Origin of the sequence: Streptomyces sp. NPDC020379 (genome assembly GCF_044387105.1) — a bacterium.
GTDB lineage: Bacteria > Actinomycetota > Actinomycetes > Streptomycetales > Streptomycetaceae > Streptomyces.
Genome location: NZ_JBIRVR010000013.1, coordinates 18,894 through 34,476 on the forward strand (window position 1 = coordinate 18,894; position 15,583 = coordinate 34,476).

A 15,583-nucleotide genomic window follows, 5' to 3' on the forward strand; every position below is an offset into this window, starting at 1 on the left:
GCCGCACCTTGATCCACTCGCCCGGGTGCGGCGGCGACCACGGCGCAGGGGCGGACGGCGTGCCTTCACGCACCGTCCGCCCGCCTCCGGAGTCCCGCCGGACCGGTCCGTCAGGAAACCACCGCCGGATCCGCGGGGTGCGCCGCGCGCTCCGCCTCGCCGTCGTCACCGTCCATCGCGACGCCGCGCCGCTTGGAGACGTAGACGGCACCGACGATGACCACGATGGCGAGCACCGCGATGCCGATCCGCAACCCCCTGTTGGCGTCGGCCCCGAAGGAGAACTTGACCACCGCCGGAGCGATCAGCAGCGCCACCAGGTTCATCACCTTCAGCAGCGGGTTGATCGCGGGCCCGGCGGTGTCCTTGAAGGGGTCGCCGACCGTGTCACCGATGACCGTCGCGGCATGCGCCTCGCTGCCCTTGCCGCCGTAATGGCCGTCCTCGACCAGCTTCTTGGCGTTGTCCCAGGCGCCGCCGGAGTTGGCCAGGAAGACGGCCATCAGCGTGCCGGTGCCGATGGCGCCCGCGAGGTACGAACCGAGCGCGCCGACGCCGAGCGAGAAGCCGACCGCGATCGGCGCCAGGACGGCCAGCAGCCCTGGCGTGGCGAGTTCGCGCAGCGCGTCCTTGGTGCAGATGTCCACGACGCGCCCGTACTCGGGCTTCTCGGAGTAGTCCATGATCCCGGGGTGCTCGCGGAACTGCCGCCGCACCTCGTAGACCACCGAGCCCGCCGACCGCGCCACGGCGTTGATGGCGAGCCCCGAGAAGAGGAAGACGACCGCGGCGCCCAGCACCAGGCCCACGAGGTTGTTGGGCTGTGAGATGTCCAGACTCAGGTTCATCTCCGTGGACTTCGCGTGGACGTCGTCGACCGCCGTCGCGATCGCGTCGCGGTACGAACCGAAGAGCGCCGACGCCGCGAGCACCGCCGTGGCGATGGCGATGCCCTTGGTGATCGCCTTGGTGGTGTTGCCCACGGCGTCGAGGTCGGTGAGCACCTGCGCGCCCGCGCCCTCGACGTCCCCGGACATCTCGGCGATGCCCTGGGCGTTGTCGGAGACCGGGCCGAAGGTGTCCATGGCGACGATGACACCGACGGTGGTGAGCAGACCCGTGCCCGCGAGGGCGACGGCGAACAGCGCGAGCATGATCGAGGTGCCGCCCAGCAGGAACGCGCCGTAGACGGCGAGCGCGATCAGCACCGCCGAATAGACCGCGGATTCCAGGCCGATGGAGATACCGGCGAGCACCACGGTCGCGGGACCGGTCAGCGAGCTCTTGCCGATGTCGCGTACGGGCCTGCGGCTCGTCTCCGTGAAATAGCCCGTGAGTTGCTGGATCAGCGCGGCGAGAACGATACCGATGGCCACCGCCACCAGGGCCAGCACCCGCGGGTCCCCCTTGTGCCCGCTGATGGCGGCGTCACCGATGCCCTTCAAATCCGCGTAGCTGGACGGCAGATAGACGAATACCGCCACCGTGACCAGCACCAGGGAGACGACCGCCGAGATGAAGAAGCCCCGGTTGATCGCGGTCATCCCGCTGCGGTCGGCGCGCCGCGGTGCCACGGCGAAAATGCCGATCATCGCGGTGAGCACCCCGATGGCGGGGACGAGCAACGGAAAGGCGAGGCCCGCGTCGCCGAACGCCGCCTTGCCGAGGATCAGCGCGGCGACCAGCGTCACGGCGTAGGACTCGAAGAGGTCGGCGGCCATGCCCGCGCAGTCGCCGACGTTGTCGCCCACATTGTCGGCGATGGTGGCGGCATTGCGCGGGTCGTCCTCCGGAATGCCCTTTTCCACCTTGCCGACCAGGTCGGCGCCGACGTCGGCGGCCTTGGTGAAGATGCCACCGCCGACCCTCATGAACATCGCGAGCAGCGCCGCGCCGAAACCGAAGCCCTCCAGCACCTTGGGCGCGTCCGACTTGTACGCCAGCACCACGCACGAGGCGCCCAGGAGGCCCAGCCCGACCGTGCACATGCCGACGACCCCGCCGGTACGGAAAGCGATCTTCATGGCCTTGTGCGAAACGGCCGTCAGATCCTTTTCGGGCTCGCCCTCGGCAGGCGTGGCCTCCCGCGCGGCGGCGGCGACCCGCACATTGCTGCGTACCGCGAGCCACATGCCGACATAGCCGGTGGCCGCGGAGAAGAGAGCACCGACCAGGAAAAAGGCCGAACGCCCGATGCGCTGCGACCAGTTGTCCGCCGGCAGGAGCATGAGCAGGAAGAACACGGCCACGGCGAAAATGCCGAGGGTCCGCAACTGGCGGGCGAGATAGGCATTCGCTCCTTCCTGCACCGCCGCCGCGATCTTTCTCATGCTGTCGGTACCCTCACGCGCCGCGAGGACCTGCCGTACGAGCACCACGGCGACCCCGAGCGCGGCCAGCGCCACAGCGCCGATCACCAGCACCAGCGTGCGGTTGCCCCGGGTCAGCTCGGCCGCGAGATTCTGAGTGAAGTCCACCTGTTCAGGGGTAAGAGGCCCCGCCATTCGTCCTCCTTGACGTTTGGCACATGGGCGCGCGACAGCACCGCGAACGCGGAACAGCCGCCACGCTCAGGCGTACTGAGCTCAAGATGGACGGATTGTAGGGAGCATGCCGAGATCAAAACAGAGCGCGGCAAACGGAATCGGCCTTACCACCGTGAAGATCGAGTGAATGATCGCGCGGAAAAGGATCTCGGCAGAAAGATCCCGAATACGCGGACGGAGATCCATAAAGGATGGATCGGGGTGGGGAGATCGGTAAGGGATCGGGAATAGACCCGCGGCTCATGCCGCACGGCGGAAATCCCTCCCCGGGCCCACGGCCCCGGACCGGCCCGGCAGGCGCTCCGGCCCTGCCCGCAAGCGGTCGCACGCCGAGCGTGGGGCCTCACGGGGCCCCTGGCGGTTACGCCGGATTCAGGGCGCTTCGCTACGGCATTACGGTGACGGCGGGCTACGACAGCACGTGTGCCGACGTCGTCGGCCAGCTCATACGGATCAGGCCGCCGCTGTCGTCGGCGGACACCTCGACGTCGTCGACCAGACCGCTGATCACGGCCAGACCCATGTCGTCCTCGCCGTCGGCCCCGCCGTCGTCCTGAGCGGGCACGGACGGGCTCGGGGTACCGCCGGCGCCCCGCGCGGCCGCGAGCGCGGCAGCGGGCGGCCTGGGGGCATCGTCCCCGACCTCGATGGAGAACTTCTTCTCGTCCTCGATCAGCACGACCCGGACGGGGCTGGTCACCCCGTTGTTCAGGTGCAGCCCGACCGCGCGGGAGCACGCCTCGCCCACGGCGAGACGGAGCTCGTCCAGCACGGCCTCGTCGACTCCGGCCCGGCGCGCCACCGCGGCCGCCACCAGCCGGGCGGTCCGGACATGCTCGGGAAGGGCACTGAAGAGCAGTTCGACGGTGGCCATGCCATCCCCCTCAGTCGTACGTGCCCCTTTCCCCTCTTCCGGAAAAGGGCGGACTCGCGGGGAGGGCCGGGCCGCTCAGGCCCGGATCCCCCCGCGTCGCAGTCTTCCTGCGGCGACCGTCAGTCGGTCGCCTGCACCGCGTCCTCGACCGAGGTGTGAATCGGGAACACCTTGGTGAGGCCGGTGATACGGAAAATCTTCAGAATGCGCTCCTGGTTGCAGACCAGGCGCAGCGAGCCCTCGTGGGCTCGCACCCGCTTGAGGCCGCCGACCAGCACGCCGAGCCCGGTGGAGTCGAGGAAGTCGACGCCCTCCATGTCCACGACGAGGTGATAGCTGCCGTCGTTGACAAGCTCGACCAACTGCTCACGCAGCTTGGGCGCGGTGTACACATCAATCTCGCCACCGACCCGGACAACCGTACGGTCGCCTACGGTCTCGGTCGACAGGGACAGGTCCACGGATCCTCCAGCACCTTGCATCGAGCGGTCGCCCCCCATGGATCGGCAGCCGCGATGGCATTCAATCACTTACCGGCAGGCGTGCACGACGCCTTGGCGCCATTGTCCGCCACGCCAGTGACACACTCGGTGTCAATGGCCAACGATCAACTCCCGCCGGAGGCGGGCGTACACCCCGCTCCCCGCACGGTCCTCGACAGGCTGACCGCCGGGGCCGACCGGGCTGCGCGCATCACTCATACGGAGCACTTGCCCCCGCGTCCGGGACGTCATGCCCCCTGGCCTGAGAAGATCCGGCCGGAAGTGGTCGATGCCATCCGGCTGGCCGGCATCGAGCGCCCTTGGGCTCACCAGGCTCTCACGGCCGAGCACGCCCTGCGCGGCGAGTCGGTGGTGGTGGCCACCGGAACGGCCTCCGGCAAGTCCCTCGCCTATCTGGCCCCCGTGCTGAGCGCCCTGCTGGACGGGGCGGAGGCCCCGAACGGCCGCGGCGCGACCGCCCTCTACCTCGCCCCCACCAAGGCCCTCGCCGCCGACCAGCGACGCGCCGTACGGGCCCTGGCCGAGCCCCTGGGCAAGAGCGTCCGTCCCGCCGTCTACGACGGCGACACCCCCGTGGAGGAGCGGGAGTGGGTGCGCCAGTACGCCAATTACGCGCTCACCAACCCCGACATGCTCCACCGCTCGATCCTGCCCGCCCACCCCAGGTGGTCCTCCTTCCTGCGCGCCCTGCGCTACGTCGTCGTCGACGAGTGCCACACCTACCGCGGCGTCTTCGGCTCGCACGTCGCCCAGGTGCTGCGCCGGCTCCGGCGTGTCTGCGCCCGCTACGGCTCGTATCCCGTCTTCCTCCTCGCCTCCGCCACCGCCTCGGACCCGGCCACCGCGGCGTCCAGGCTCACCGGGGTGCCCGTGGCGGAGATCACCGAGGACTCCTCCCCGCGCGGCGAACTGGTCTTCGCCCTCTGGGAGCCCCCGCTCACCGACTTCCACGGTGAGAAGGGCGCGCCCGTCCGCCGCACCGCCACCGCGGAGACCGCCGACCTCCTCACCGACCTCGTCGTCCAGGGCGTCCGCACCGTCGCGTTCGTCCGCTCACGGCGCGGCGCCGAGCTCATCTCCCTCATCGCCCAGGAACGCCTGGCCGCCGTCGACCGCTCCCTCCCCTCCCGCGTCGCCGCCTACCGGGGCGGCTACCTCCCCGAGGAGCGCCGCGCCATCGAGCGCGCCCTGCATTCCGGGGAACTGCTGGGCCTGTCGGCCACCACCGCCCTGGAACTCGGCGTCGACGTCGCCGGGCTCGACGCCGTCCTGCTCTCCGGCTATCCCGGCACCCGCGCCTCGCTGTGGCAGCAGGCCGGCCGCGCGGGCCGTACGGGCCGGGGCGCCCTCGCCGTGCTCGTCGCCCGCGACGATCCCCTGGACACCTATCTCGTGCACCACCCGGAGGCCCTCTTCCGGCAGCCGGTGGAATCCACCGTCCTCGACCCGGACAACCCCTACGTCCTCGCCCCGCATCTGTGCGCGGCGGCGGCCGAACTGCCGCTCACCGAGGCCGACCTCTCGCTCTTCGGCCCCGAGGCGCCGGGTCTGCTCACCCAGCTCGAAGGGCGCAAACTGCTCCGCCGCCGGGCCGCCGCCTGGCACTGGACGCGCCGCGAGCGGGCCGCCGACCTCACCGACATCCGAGGCGGGGGCGGCCGCCCCGTCCAGGTCGTGGAGGAGGGCACCGGGCGCCTGCTGGGCACGGTGGACGCCGCCGCCGCGCACGCCGCCGTCCACGAGGGCGCGGTCCACCTCCACCGGGGCCGGACCTATCTCGTCCGCCACCTCGACCTGGACGCCTCCGTCGCCCTCGTCGAGCAGGCTGACCCGCCCTATTCGACGACCGCCCGCGACACCACCGCCATCTCGATCCTGGAGACCAGCTCCGAGGTCCCCTGGGGAGACGCACGGCTCTGCTTCGGCTCGGTCGAGGTCACCAATCAGGTCGTCTCCTTCCTCCGCCGCCGGCTCATCACCGGCGAGGTCCTCGGTGAGTCCAAGCTGGACCTGCCGCCCCGCACCCTGCGCACCCGGGCCGTGTGGTGGACCGTCACCGAGGACCAGCTCGACGACGCCCGCGTCCACCCCGAGGCCCTGGGCGGTGCCCTGCACGCCGCGGAACACGCCTCCATCGGCATGCTCCCGCTCTTCGCCACCTGCGACCGCTGGGACATCGGGGGCGTCTCCGTCCCCCTCCACCCCGACACGCTCCTTCCCACCGTCTTCGTCTACGACGGCCACTCGGGCGGCGCCGGCTTCGCCGAGCGCGCCTTCCACACCGCCGCCGAGTGGCTCACCGCCACCCGCGAGGCGATCGCGGCCTGCGAGTGCGAATCCGGCTGCCCCTCCTGCGTCCAGTCCCCCAAGTGCGGCAACGGCAACGACCCCCTCGACAAGAAGGCCGCCATCCGCCTCCTCACCCACCTCCTCAAGGGCGCCCCACCGAAAGCGCCGGAGGATGCCTGACCAGAGCCCCTGACACCGCCTGACGGCCCTCCAGCCGGGCTTCGCTCACCTTGCGCCCGCCGGAACCGGCCGGAGGACGCGGCGGGAGCAGCGGAACGTCCTCAGTGACGTTGCGGCCGCTACGGGGCCGCCCTCCGGCACACCGCCGAGCGAACCACCGCGCCGAACTCCGGACGCGCCCTCCAGGCCCCGCCACCGAACCGCCGGAGGCGAAATCCGGCACCTTGAGCCGCCGGGCCGGGGCCAGTAGCCGACAGGTCGGGAACAGCCTGCGGTCAACCATCGCCCGCCGCAGGCCCGCTCCCCCGATTCAGCCCGCTCCGTCCCCATAAGCTCAGCTCAGCCACCGAGAAGCGGGCCTTGAGCACCCGGAACGGGCCGGAGCCGCAGGGCAATCCGTGCCGCCCTGCATACGCCTCCGAACGGCACCCGCCGAGCCGCAGACCACAAGACCCGCCCCAGCCGCCCACAGGCCGCACCACACCGCTCACGGCCAAGCAGCCGCACCTCCCATCGCCGGGCCCGCTCGTGAACGGACGCGCACCGCATACGGGCCCGCCCCCGCCTCGGCCGAGACTTCGGCGAACTCGCCGCTCACCGCGCAGCGCACCACCCGCGTGTGCTGGGCCGCCGCCACCCGCCGGGCGAGACCACACGCCGTCGGCTCGCCTTCGAGAGCGTGATCCGCGGCTGCCAGCACCGCCAGGTCCGCAGCTCCCCCGGCCCGGTGGCGGACCTCGATCGCCCGCGCCATGGCCAGGACCGTCGCGAACACCGCGCAGAACGCCGTGGCGGCCAGCGCGACCCACACCGTGGCCATGCCCCCGTCACCCCACGGTCTCTTCCGCAAGGGCCACCGCCTCTCCCTCGAGCCGGACCGCCAGGGGGCCAGGCCCGGCGGACCGGGCGTCCACCCGCACCCGGACCAGGTCCCCCTCTCTGGTCAGCGCCACCCGCGCGCCCTCCGGCGCGGCCGCCCTGGCCGTGGCGATCGCCGTCGACGACGGGTCGGACCGAGCCGCCGCCCGAGCCCCTGCCCGCGCCGCGTCCACGCACTGGATCTGCGCGGACGCGGCCATGAGCCCCCAGATCAGCGCCATGCCGAAGAGCATCAGAGCCGGCAGCGCCAACGCGGCTTCCGCGGTCACATAGCCGCCGTCAGAACGGCGCATGGAGCGCCTTCTGGATCAGCCCCTGCAAGGCCGCGCTGACCGCCCCGCTCGTGACCACCTTGTAGAGCACGGCGGCCAGGGCACAGGCCGCCAAGGTGCCGACGGCGTACTCGGCCGTGGACATCCCGGCCTCCCCGCCCGCCCCGGACCCCGCCCGCACCCGCGCTTCCCGCCATACGCGGAACCTCGACCACCACGACACCGTCAGTGCTGTCATTTCCACTTCCCCGCCTTCGTCTCACTCATCGTCAATTGCCTTTCAGGAGCCCGCTCGCGAGCCCGATCACCACGGGCACCACGCCGACCGTCAGGAATGCGGGCAGGAAGCACAGCCCCAGCGGGGCCGTCACCAGCACGCCCGCACGCCGGGCCCGTATGCCCGCCGCCCGGCTCCGCTCGGCGCGCAGGCGGCCCGCGAGCCGGGACATGGGCTCCACCGCGGGCACGCCGGTCGCCTGCGCACGCTCCAGGCAGCTCGCCAGAGCTCGTGCCTGAGGGAGGCTCCCGACCCGGCTCCAGGCCGTGACGGGCTCGCCGCCGAGCCGGACCTCCGCGGCCGCCTGGGCCAACCGCTCACCCACCGGCCCGCCGAGGGACGCGCCCACCGCCTCCGCCGCCTCTCTTGGCCCCGCCCCGGCGGCGAGACACGCGGCCAAAAGATCCGCGGCGAGCGGAAGCTGCTTCTCTACTTCTGCCTCTGACACAACCGAGGTAGCCGAGGCGGATGAGGCCGTCGAGACAGTCGATGCGGACGCCGACACCGAGGCCGATCCAGCCGAAATGGCCGAGAAAGCACCCCCTGAGACCTCGCCGGCCCCGCCCGCTCGCCGCCGGAACCGCCACATGCCGTACGCGGCGGCGAGTCCCAGCCCCCACCCGATGATCCCTCCGACGAGGATGGGACCGGCGGCAGCGGCCCCCGCCATCGGCAGCCAGCGACCGGCACCCGGAAGCCGCTCCGCCCGCAGCCGCAGCAATATCCGCGCCCATCCACTAGCCTCCGCCTCGGACCGGCCGAAGAGGGACGCGGCCCTCCTGCGCGCGCTCCGCCTCCCACGGACCGCCCCGAGAACCGCCGTCACGCCCGCGAGTGCGACGCAGAGCAGCGGCATCACCATCCACAGGCTGTGGATAACATTTCCGCTCACCTGACGCTCCTCCGCTCCGAGCTCCGCAGCGGACCCGCCCCCGCAGTCGGCACCCCGACCGCTGAGCGCACGATCCGCCCCGTCCAGGCGAGCCCCGTGCCCTCCAGCAAGCCACCGAGACACAGGCACCCCAGCCCCGCTGGCGTATGCAGCAGCACCCGCAGCGGCGCGGCCCCGAGCGCGCTGCCCATCAGCAGGGCCACGACCGGAAGCACGGCGAGCATCAAGGCGGTGGACCGGGTGCCTGCCAACTGGGCGTGCAGCTCCTCCCGTTGATCACGCTCCGCGCTCAACGCGGCCGCCACTCGCTCCAGCGCCGCCGCGAGCCCCGCACCCCCGTCGACCGCGACCTTCCAGCAGGCGGCCACGCCCTGCAGCCCCTCGGCCCCCGGCAGCCGCCCCACCGTGCGCAGCGCCTCCGGCACGTCCCCGCCGAATCGCGCCGCGGCCGGGACCACGCCCCAGTCCGACCCCAACTCCCGCGCGCCGACGGCCGACAGTGCCTCAGCGGGCTGCCGACCCGCCCTCAGCTCTCCCGCGACGGCCCCGCAGAGCTCGATCACCGCCGCTTCCCGCCGCTCCCGCTCCTCCCGCGACCGGCGCGCCCCGAGCCACCGCCTCACCAACGGCACGGCCGCCACCGCGGCCAACAGCGGCAACACCGACTGCCCCAGCAGCGCCACCACACCTCCGAGCGGGAGGCACACCAGCTCACGCCGCTCCAGCGCCAGCCGCCACAACCGGCCGCGCCACTCCTCGACCCAGTCGGGAAGCCTGAACCCGACGGGTCCGGTCACACCCCCACCGGCGAACAGCATCCTGGCCCGCCGCACTTCCTGGTCCGGCCGCATCAGCGACCAGGCCATGACCAGCGCCCCCAGTGCCGCGACCGGCCCGAGCACGGTGTGGGGCACCGCCGCGTGAACCGTCATGGCGCGCACCCCCCGCGCTCGCACAGCTCCGCCAGCCGATCCCAGCCCCGGGCCCGCTCGAAGCCCGCCGGACCACGGACAGCCGCCGGCACGGTCGTCACGAACCCCGCTCCGTCACGGTCGAGCACATGCACCTCGGCGATGCGTCGCAGCCCTCCTCGCACCCGAACGAGGTGGATCACCACGGCCAGCCCCGCCGCCAACTGGCTGTGCAGCGCCGCCCGATCGAGGCCGGCCGTGGACCCCAGGGCCTCCAAGCGGGCAGGCACGTCCGCCGCGGCGTTCGCGTGGACCGTGCCACACCCGCCCTCGTGCCCCGTGTTCAACGCCGCCAGCAGGTCGGTGACTTCGGGCCCTCGCACCTCACCGACCACCAGCCGGTCCGGCCGCATCCGCAGCGCCTGGCGCACCAGATCCCGAAGGGTGACCAGACCGATTCCCTCCTGGTTCGCGGGCCTCGTCTCCAACCGCACCACATGCGGATGGTCCGGCCGCAGCTCCGCGGAATCCTCCGCCAGCACGATCCGCTCGTCCGGGGCGACCAGCCCCAACAGTGTCGTCAGCAAAGTGGTCTTGCCACTGCCCGTTCCGCCACTGATCACGAAGGAGAGCCGCGCCTCCAGCACCGCCCGCAACAGCCGCTCGCCGCCCGGCGGAACGGTGCCCGCGGCCACCAGGTCGTCCAGGGTGAAGGCGCGCGGCCGCACCACCCGCAGCGAGAGACACGTCGAGCCCACCGCCACCGGAGGCAGCACGGCGTGCAGCCGCGTCCCGTCCGGGAGCCGGGCGTCCACCCACGGCCGGGCGTCGTCCAGCCGCCGGCCGGCGATCGCGGCGAGCCGCTGCGCGAGCCGGCGCACCGCCGCCGCGTCGGGAAAGGTCACCCCCGTGCGCTCAAGCCCGGAGCCCCGGTCGACCCAGACCTGATCGGGGGCGGTCACGAGCACATCGGTGACATCGGGCTCGGCGAGCAGCCGCTCCAGCGGGCCGGTGCCGACCAGCTCGGACCTCAACCGCTTGACGACACCGAGCACTTCGGCGTCCCCCAGCAGCCGCCCCTCGCTTCGCAGCGCCTCCGCCACCCGGGCCGGCGTCGGTTCCGTACCACTCTCGGCGAGCCTCAGCCGCACGGCGTCCAGCAGCTCGGCGCTCATGACGAGCCCCCGCTGCCGTCGGCAGTAAGCCGACCCCAGAACTCCGCACTGAACCGGGCGAGCGGTCCGCGATCGGCGCCCGGTGGCCGTCCGGCGGTCAACGCACCGGGCAGACCGGGGTCGAAGGGCAGCTCACCGGCGAGCGGCAGGCCCAGCAGGCGAGCGATCTCCTCGCCGTCGAGCCCGGCACCGCACGGGCCGCGCACGACCACCCTCAGGTCGTCGAGCATCATCCTGACCATGGACGCGACGCGTTGCGCCGCCACCACGGCGCGCAGTTCCGCGGGCACCACCAACAGCACCATGTCCAGCTGTCCGAGGGCCTCGACCGCGGCATCGTCGAGCCGTCGCGGCAGATCGACGACGACCGCACCGCCGCGCCTGCGCGCCGCGCCGAGCACGGCCCGCATCGCGTCGGGCGGCACGCTCGCGCACGTGCCCCTGTCCCAACTGAGCAGGCGCAGCGAATGCAGCTCGGGCAGCGCCTCCTCCAGCGCCTGGCCCGCCACCCGGCCCCGCGAGTCGGCGAAGGCGGGCCAGCGGAGCCCTTCCGCTTTCTCGCCTCCGAAGAGCACGTCCAGGCCGCCACCCAGAGGATCGGCGTCGACGAGCATGGTGCGCCGCTCCGAGCGGGCGGCGCCGACGGCGAGCGCGCAGGCCAGCGTGCTCGCTCCCGCACCGCCCCGGCCGCCGATCACCCCCACGGTCAGGGCGGGCTTCCCTTTCTCCTCCATGGCGTCGGCGATGCGGTCGACCAGCCATGCTTCGTTCTCCGGCAGCAGGGCCACGCCGCCGGCGCCGAGCTCCACGGCCCGCCGCCAGATGCCCGGGTCCTGCGGATCCCGGCCGACGAGCACGAGCCCCTCGCCCGGGGGCCCGGCGGCGGCGCTCCCGAGGCGGCTCGCGCAGTCGTCGCCGACCAGGACCAAGGGCGCCCGCTCCCAGACGCCTCTGCGCGCGGGCATCCCCTGCGCCACCTCGGGCACCGCCCCCGCCGCGGCGCACAGCCGCAGCAGGTCGTCGAGCAGCGCCTCGTCCTCCGCGACGATCAAGGGCCCGGCCCGGCCGCCCTCGGCGGCGCGGGGCCAATCGGATGCACTGGATCCGGCCACGATGTCCTCCCCGTCCCACTACGCGCTCTCGCTTCCACGTACATCGCGGAACAGCGCGGGGAATCACCGTGCCCGGAACTGGAAAATCATGTGGATCTTGGTTGAAAACTGTGGACGGCCGAGCCGTTGTGAATATCCCGGTCACCTATACCGGTGACTTCCGGAGAGCGGCCTGGCGATTACGCAGCGTGACGCGTATGAAGGAGGGGAGGGCGCGGCACCGCGAGGCCGAGAGAAGGGAGGAAGATCGGATAGGGACGCGCGAAATGCATCCGGACATGCGACGACCCCCGCCGGGGGGGAGAGCGGGGGTCGTCCCCACGGCCGACTCGGGGGGGGGAGGAGTCGGGCCGGGTTAGACACGGTCGCGAACGATCCGTGACTTCCATGGTGTACCCGAGAGCCTTCTCAGGCAAACCCACACGCCTCAGCTTACGCCGAATGGAGGGCCCCTATGCTCGGCACCGTGGAAAACCACTCGCTGCCCAGGACCGCCGCGTTCTTTGATCTGGACAAGACGGTCATTGCCAAGTCGAGCACGCTCACCTTCAGCAAGTCGTTCTACCAAGGTGGCTTGATCAACCGACGCGCCGTCCTGCGCACCGCATACGCGCAGTTCGTCTTCCTCGCCGGCGGTGCCGATCACGACCAGATGGAGCGGATGCGGGAGTATCTCTCCGCGCTCTGCCGGGGCTGGAATGTCCAGCAGGTCCGTGAGCTCGTCGCGGAGACTCTGCATGAACTCATCGACCCGATCATTTACGACGAGGCCGCCTCTCTCATCGAAGCACACCACACCGCCGGCCGCGATGTGGTGATTGTGAGCACCTCCGGCGCCGAGGTCGTCGAACCCATCGGTGAACTCCTCGGCGCGGACCGCGTGGTCGCCACCCGGATGGTCGTCGAGGACGGCGTCTTCACCGGCGAAGTGGAGTACTACGCCTATGGCCCGACCAAGGCCGAGGCCATCAGGGAGCTCGCGGAGTCCGAGGGATACGATCTCGCGCGCTGCTATGCGTACAGCGACTCGGTGACCGATATCCCGATGCTGGAATCGGTGGGTCACCCGCACGCGGTGAATCCGGACCGCGCGTTGCGCCGGGAGGCGGCCGCCCGCGACTGGCCGGTGCTCTCCTTCAACCGACCGGTGCGGCTCAAGCAGCGGGTCCCCTCGCTGTCCCTGCCCTCCCGCCCCGCCCTGGTCACGGCCGCCGCGGTCGGCGCTGCCGTGGCCACCGCGAGCCTGGTCTGGCTCGCCAGTCGGCGCCGCTCACCCAGTGCCCGCATTGCCCGCCTTTGAAGGCAAAAGCAAAGAACTGCCGCTTGGACTTCCGCTTCGGGGGCGACAGGAGTAGAAAGGAATCAACGGCCCGCGAGACCAGGGACATCCGAGAGGAAGCCCTTCACGCACCACGGCCCCACGGACCGAGCATGAACGTCGGGCACCCACGCGACGCCGACCCGTCGATTACGGGCCAGCCGCACCAGGGGCGAGCGAAGTCTCGACCTGATGGGCAAACACCGTGCACGCATGGTAACCCGGCGAACATGCCAGCGGCGGTACCGGACTTGACCGGTACCGCCGCAACCCTGTCAGCCGGATTTCCCGGCCCCGCCCCCTTGCTGGACGCGGCTCCCAACGCGGGATGACCGCTGACCGAGGATCGCGCTCTCCCAGGCCGGTCGGGGCTCCATGTGTCAGGCGGCTCCGCGCTGGAGTGCCTCGCACACGGCCGTGCTCTCGCGTACGCCCAGCTCCGTGGCGCGGGCGCAGTGGATGATCCAGGCCGCCACTCCCTCGGGCGTGCCGGACACATAGCCTTCGAGCGCCGCCACATAGGCCGCCCGGCCCAGTTCGGCGTGGCCCACCTCCGCGGGGCAGATCGACTTGGGGTCGAGCCCGCTGCCGACGAGTACGATCCGCTCAGCGGTCCGCGCCACCAGCCCGTTGCACGACCCGAAGGGGCGCAGCGCCAGCAGTTCCCCGTGCACCACGGCGGCCGTCACCAGCGCGGGCGCCTCGCTGCCCGCGAGCAGCAGCCCGGCCAGCCCATCGAGCCGGCCGGACACCTCGGCGGCGCTCGGGAGCTCCAGCTCGATCAGCGGCTCGTCGACCGGCTCACCCTCCAGCCGGGGCCGCCCCACCGTCTCGTCCGGCCGGTTGCCACCCGCCGCCACCAGGTGCAGCCTGGCCAGCACCCGCAGCGGCGACTGCCGCCACACGCTCAGCAGTTGGCCCGCCTCGGCGGTGAGCCTCAGCGCCGCGCCCACCGTGCGGGGCTCGCCCTCGACGCTGAAGTCGGTGCGCCGGCGCACCTCTTCCAGCGCCCAGTCGGCGCCGGAGAGCGCCGCGGAGCCACGCGCTCCGCGCAGCGCGGCCTCGGAGGCGATCTCATTGCTGCGACGGCGCATCACGCGGTGGCCGTAGACGCGGTCCACCGCCTTGCGCACGGAGTCCACGGAGTCGGCAACGCCAGGGAGCGAACCCAGGGCCGCGAGCGGATCGGCAGTCGTACTCATGGGTAAAACAGTACGCACTTTGGCTTCACACCCCTCGAAGGAGTGGTCTTCTTCACGCGCGGTTCTCACTTTCCGCGGCCATCGCCCTACGCTTGGTGAACATGAAGATCGCTTTCGTAGGCAAGGGCGGCAGCGGCAAGACCACGCTGTCCTCACTGTTCATCCGCCATCTCGCAGCGGACGGCGCACCCCTGCTGGCGGTGGACGCCGATATCAACCAGCACCTCGGCGCCGCGCTCGGGCTGGACGACGAGGAGGCCGCCGCGCTGCCCGCGATGGGCGCCCAGCTCCCTTTGATCAAGGACTATCTGCGGGGGAGCAACCCCCGGATCGCCTCCGCCGCCACGATGATCAAGACGACTCCGCCCGGCGAGGGCTCGCGGCTGCTGCGGGTGGACGAGGAGAACCCCGTCTACGCGACCTGCGCCCGCACGGTCCCGCTCGACGACGGCGCGTCGGTCCGGCTGATGGCCACCGGCCCGTTCACCGAGTCAGATCTCGGGGTCGCCTGCTACCACTCCAAGGTCGGCGCGGTCGAGCTGTGCCTCAATCACCTTGTCGACGGGCCCGGCGAGTACGTCGTTGTCGACATGACGGCGGGCAGCGACTCGTTCGCGTCCGGGATGTTCACCCGGTTCGACATGACCTTCCTGGTGGCCGAGCCCACCCGCAAGGGGGTCTCGGTCTACCGCCAGTACAAGGAGTACGCACAGGACTTCGGCGTCTCCCTGAAGGTCGTCGGCAACAAGGTGCAGGGCACCGACGACCTCGACTTCCTGCGCGCGGAGGTCGGCGACGACCTGCTGGTGACAGTCGGCCACTCGGACTGGGTGCGGGCCATGGAGAAGGGCCGGCCGCCCCGCTTCGGTCTGCTGGAGGAGTCCAACCGGGCGGCGCTGCGGACGCTGCGCGAGACGGCCGACAGCGCCTACGAACAGCGTGACTGGCAGCGCTATACGCGGCAGATGGTGCACTTCCACCTCAAGAATGCGGAGAGCTGGGGCAACGCGAAGACGGGCGCCGATCTCGCCGCCCAGGTCGACCCTTCCTTCGTTCTCGACGAGCGGCGGGCGGCCACCACGGCCCAGCCCGCCTGAGCGGCACCCCGAGGGGTCCGAAAAGAATCGGTGGGGAAACAACCGCAGCAGACTCG

Annotated in this window: 14 protein-coding genes; 3 read left to right on the top strand and 11 right to left on the bottom strand. The window is 71.8% G+C overall.

The annotated features are described in order from the left end of the window. Positions 1 to 110: 110 nt before the first annotated feature. The 3 genes from ACH427_RS18345 to bldG form a co-directional block, all read right to left on the bottom strand. Positions 111 to 2,504, bottom strand: coding sequence for a sodium-translocating pyrophosphatase (locus tag ACH427_RS18345; RefSeq protein ID WP_398870525.1), 2,394 nt, complete (start codon positions 2,502 to 2,504; stop codon positions 111 to 113). Between the two features lie 451 nt (positions 2,505 to 2,955). Further along, positions 2,956 to 3,420: an ATP-binding protein gene (locus ACH427_RS18350; protein WP_398870526.1), complete on the bottom strand. Its 465-nt coding sequence runs from the start codon at positions 3,418 to 3,420 to the stop codon at positions 2,956 to 2,958. 119 nt (positions 3,421 to 3,539) lie between these two features. Then, entirely contained in the window at positions 3,540 to 3,881 is a 342-nt protein-coding gene (gene bldG / locus ACH427_RS18355; RefSeq protein WP_030367299.1) for an anti-sigma factor antagonist BldG, read from the bottom strand. Positions 3,882 to 3,935: 54 nt separating this feature from the next. On the opposite strand from bldG, the gene ACH427_RS18360 reads away from it, so the two are divergent. Then, entirely contained in the window at positions 3,936 to 6,392 is a 2,457-nt protein-coding gene (locus tag ACH427_RS18360; protein WP_398870527.1) for a DEAD/DEAH box helicase, read from the top strand. A gap of 487 nt (positions 6,393 to 6,879) precedes the next feature. On the opposite strand, the gene ACH427_RS18365 is transcribed toward ACH427_RS18360, so the two are convergent. From ACH427_RS18365 to ssd, 7 genes are all read right to left on the bottom strand, one after another. Then, positions 6,880 to 7,212 (bottom strand): Rv3654c family TadE-like protein, encoded by a 333-nt coding sequence (locus tag ACH427_RS18365; protein WP_398870528.1) that lies wholly within the window; start codon positions 7,210 to 7,212, stop codon positions 6,880 to 6,882. A 7-nt stretch (positions 7,213 to 7,219) separates the two neighbouring features. Then, the gene (locus ACH427_RS18370; RefSeq protein WP_398870529.1) at positions 7,220 to 7,564 is read right to left on the bottom strand and encodes a TadE family type IV pilus minor pilin; all 345 of its coding nucleotides are present in this window, start codon (positions 7,562 to 7,564) and stop codon (positions 7,220 to 7,222) included. Next, complete coding sequence (locus ACH427_RS18375) at positions 7,551 to 7,781, bottom strand: DUF4244 domain-containing protein (RefSeq protein WP_398870530.1); 231 nt, start codon at positions 7,779 to 7,781, stop codon at positions 7,551 to 7,553. The genes ACH427_RS18370 and ACH427_RS18375 overlap by 14 nt, the downstream gene beginning before the upstream one ends. 31 nt (positions 7,782 to 7,812) lie before the next feature. Then, complete coding sequence (locus tag ACH427_RS18380; RefSeq protein ID WP_398870531.1) at positions 7,813 to 8,169, bottom strand: type II secretion system F family protein; 357 nt, start codon at positions 8,167 to 8,169, stop codon at positions 7,813 to 7,815. 539 nt (positions 8,170 to 8,708) lie between these two features. Next, positions 8,709 to 9,644: a type II secretion system F family protein gene (locus tag ACH427_RS18385; RefSeq protein ID WP_398870532.1), complete on the bottom strand. Its 936-nt coding sequence runs from the start codon at positions 9,642 to 9,644 to the stop codon at positions 8,709 to 8,711. Beyond that, positions 9,641 to 10,798, bottom strand: a complete 1,158-nt coding sequence (locus ACH427_RS18390) for a TadA family conjugal transfer-associated ATPase (RefSeq protein ID WP_398870533.1) — start codon at positions 10,796 to 10,798, stop codon at positions 9,641 to 9,643. Before ACH427_RS18390 ends, ACH427_RS18385 begins: the two co-directional genes overlap by 4 nt. After that, positions 10,795 to 11,910 (bottom strand): septum site-determining protein Ssd, encoded by a 1,116-nt coding sequence (gene ssd, locus ACH427_RS18395; protein ID WP_398870534.1) that lies wholly within the window; start codon positions 11,908 to 11,910, stop codon positions 10,795 to 10,797. The genes ACH427_RS18390 and ssd overlap by 4 nt, the downstream gene beginning before the upstream one ends. Positions 11,911 to 12,364: 454 nt before the next feature. On the opposite strand from ssd, the gene ACH427_RS18400 reads away from it, so the two are divergent. Then, complete coding sequence (locus tag ACH427_RS18400; RefSeq protein WP_398870535.1) at positions 12,365 to 13,210, top strand: HAD family hydrolase; 846 nt, start codon at positions 12,365 to 12,367, stop codon at positions 13,208 to 13,210. Between the two features lie 398 nt (positions 13,211 to 13,608). On the opposite strand, the gene ACH427_RS18405 is transcribed toward ACH427_RS18400, so the two are convergent. Then, positions 13,609 to 14,430 carry an oxidoreductase gene (locus tag ACH427_RS18405; RefSeq protein ID WP_398870536.1) on the bottom strand — a complete coding sequence of 274 codons (822 nt, stop codon included), beginning with the start codon at positions 14,428 to 14,430 and terminating at the stop codon, positions 13,609 to 13,611. A gap of 101 nt (positions 14,431 to 14,531) precedes the next feature. Between ACH427_RS18405 and ACH427_RS18410 the strand changes: the two genes are divergently transcribed. After that, a complete protein-coding gene (locus ACH427_RS18410) occupies positions 14,532 to 15,527 on the top strand; it encodes an ATP-binding protein (RefSeq protein WP_398870537.1) in 996 nt (331 codons plus the stop codon). Positions 15,528 to 15,583 lie beyond the last annotated feature (56 nt).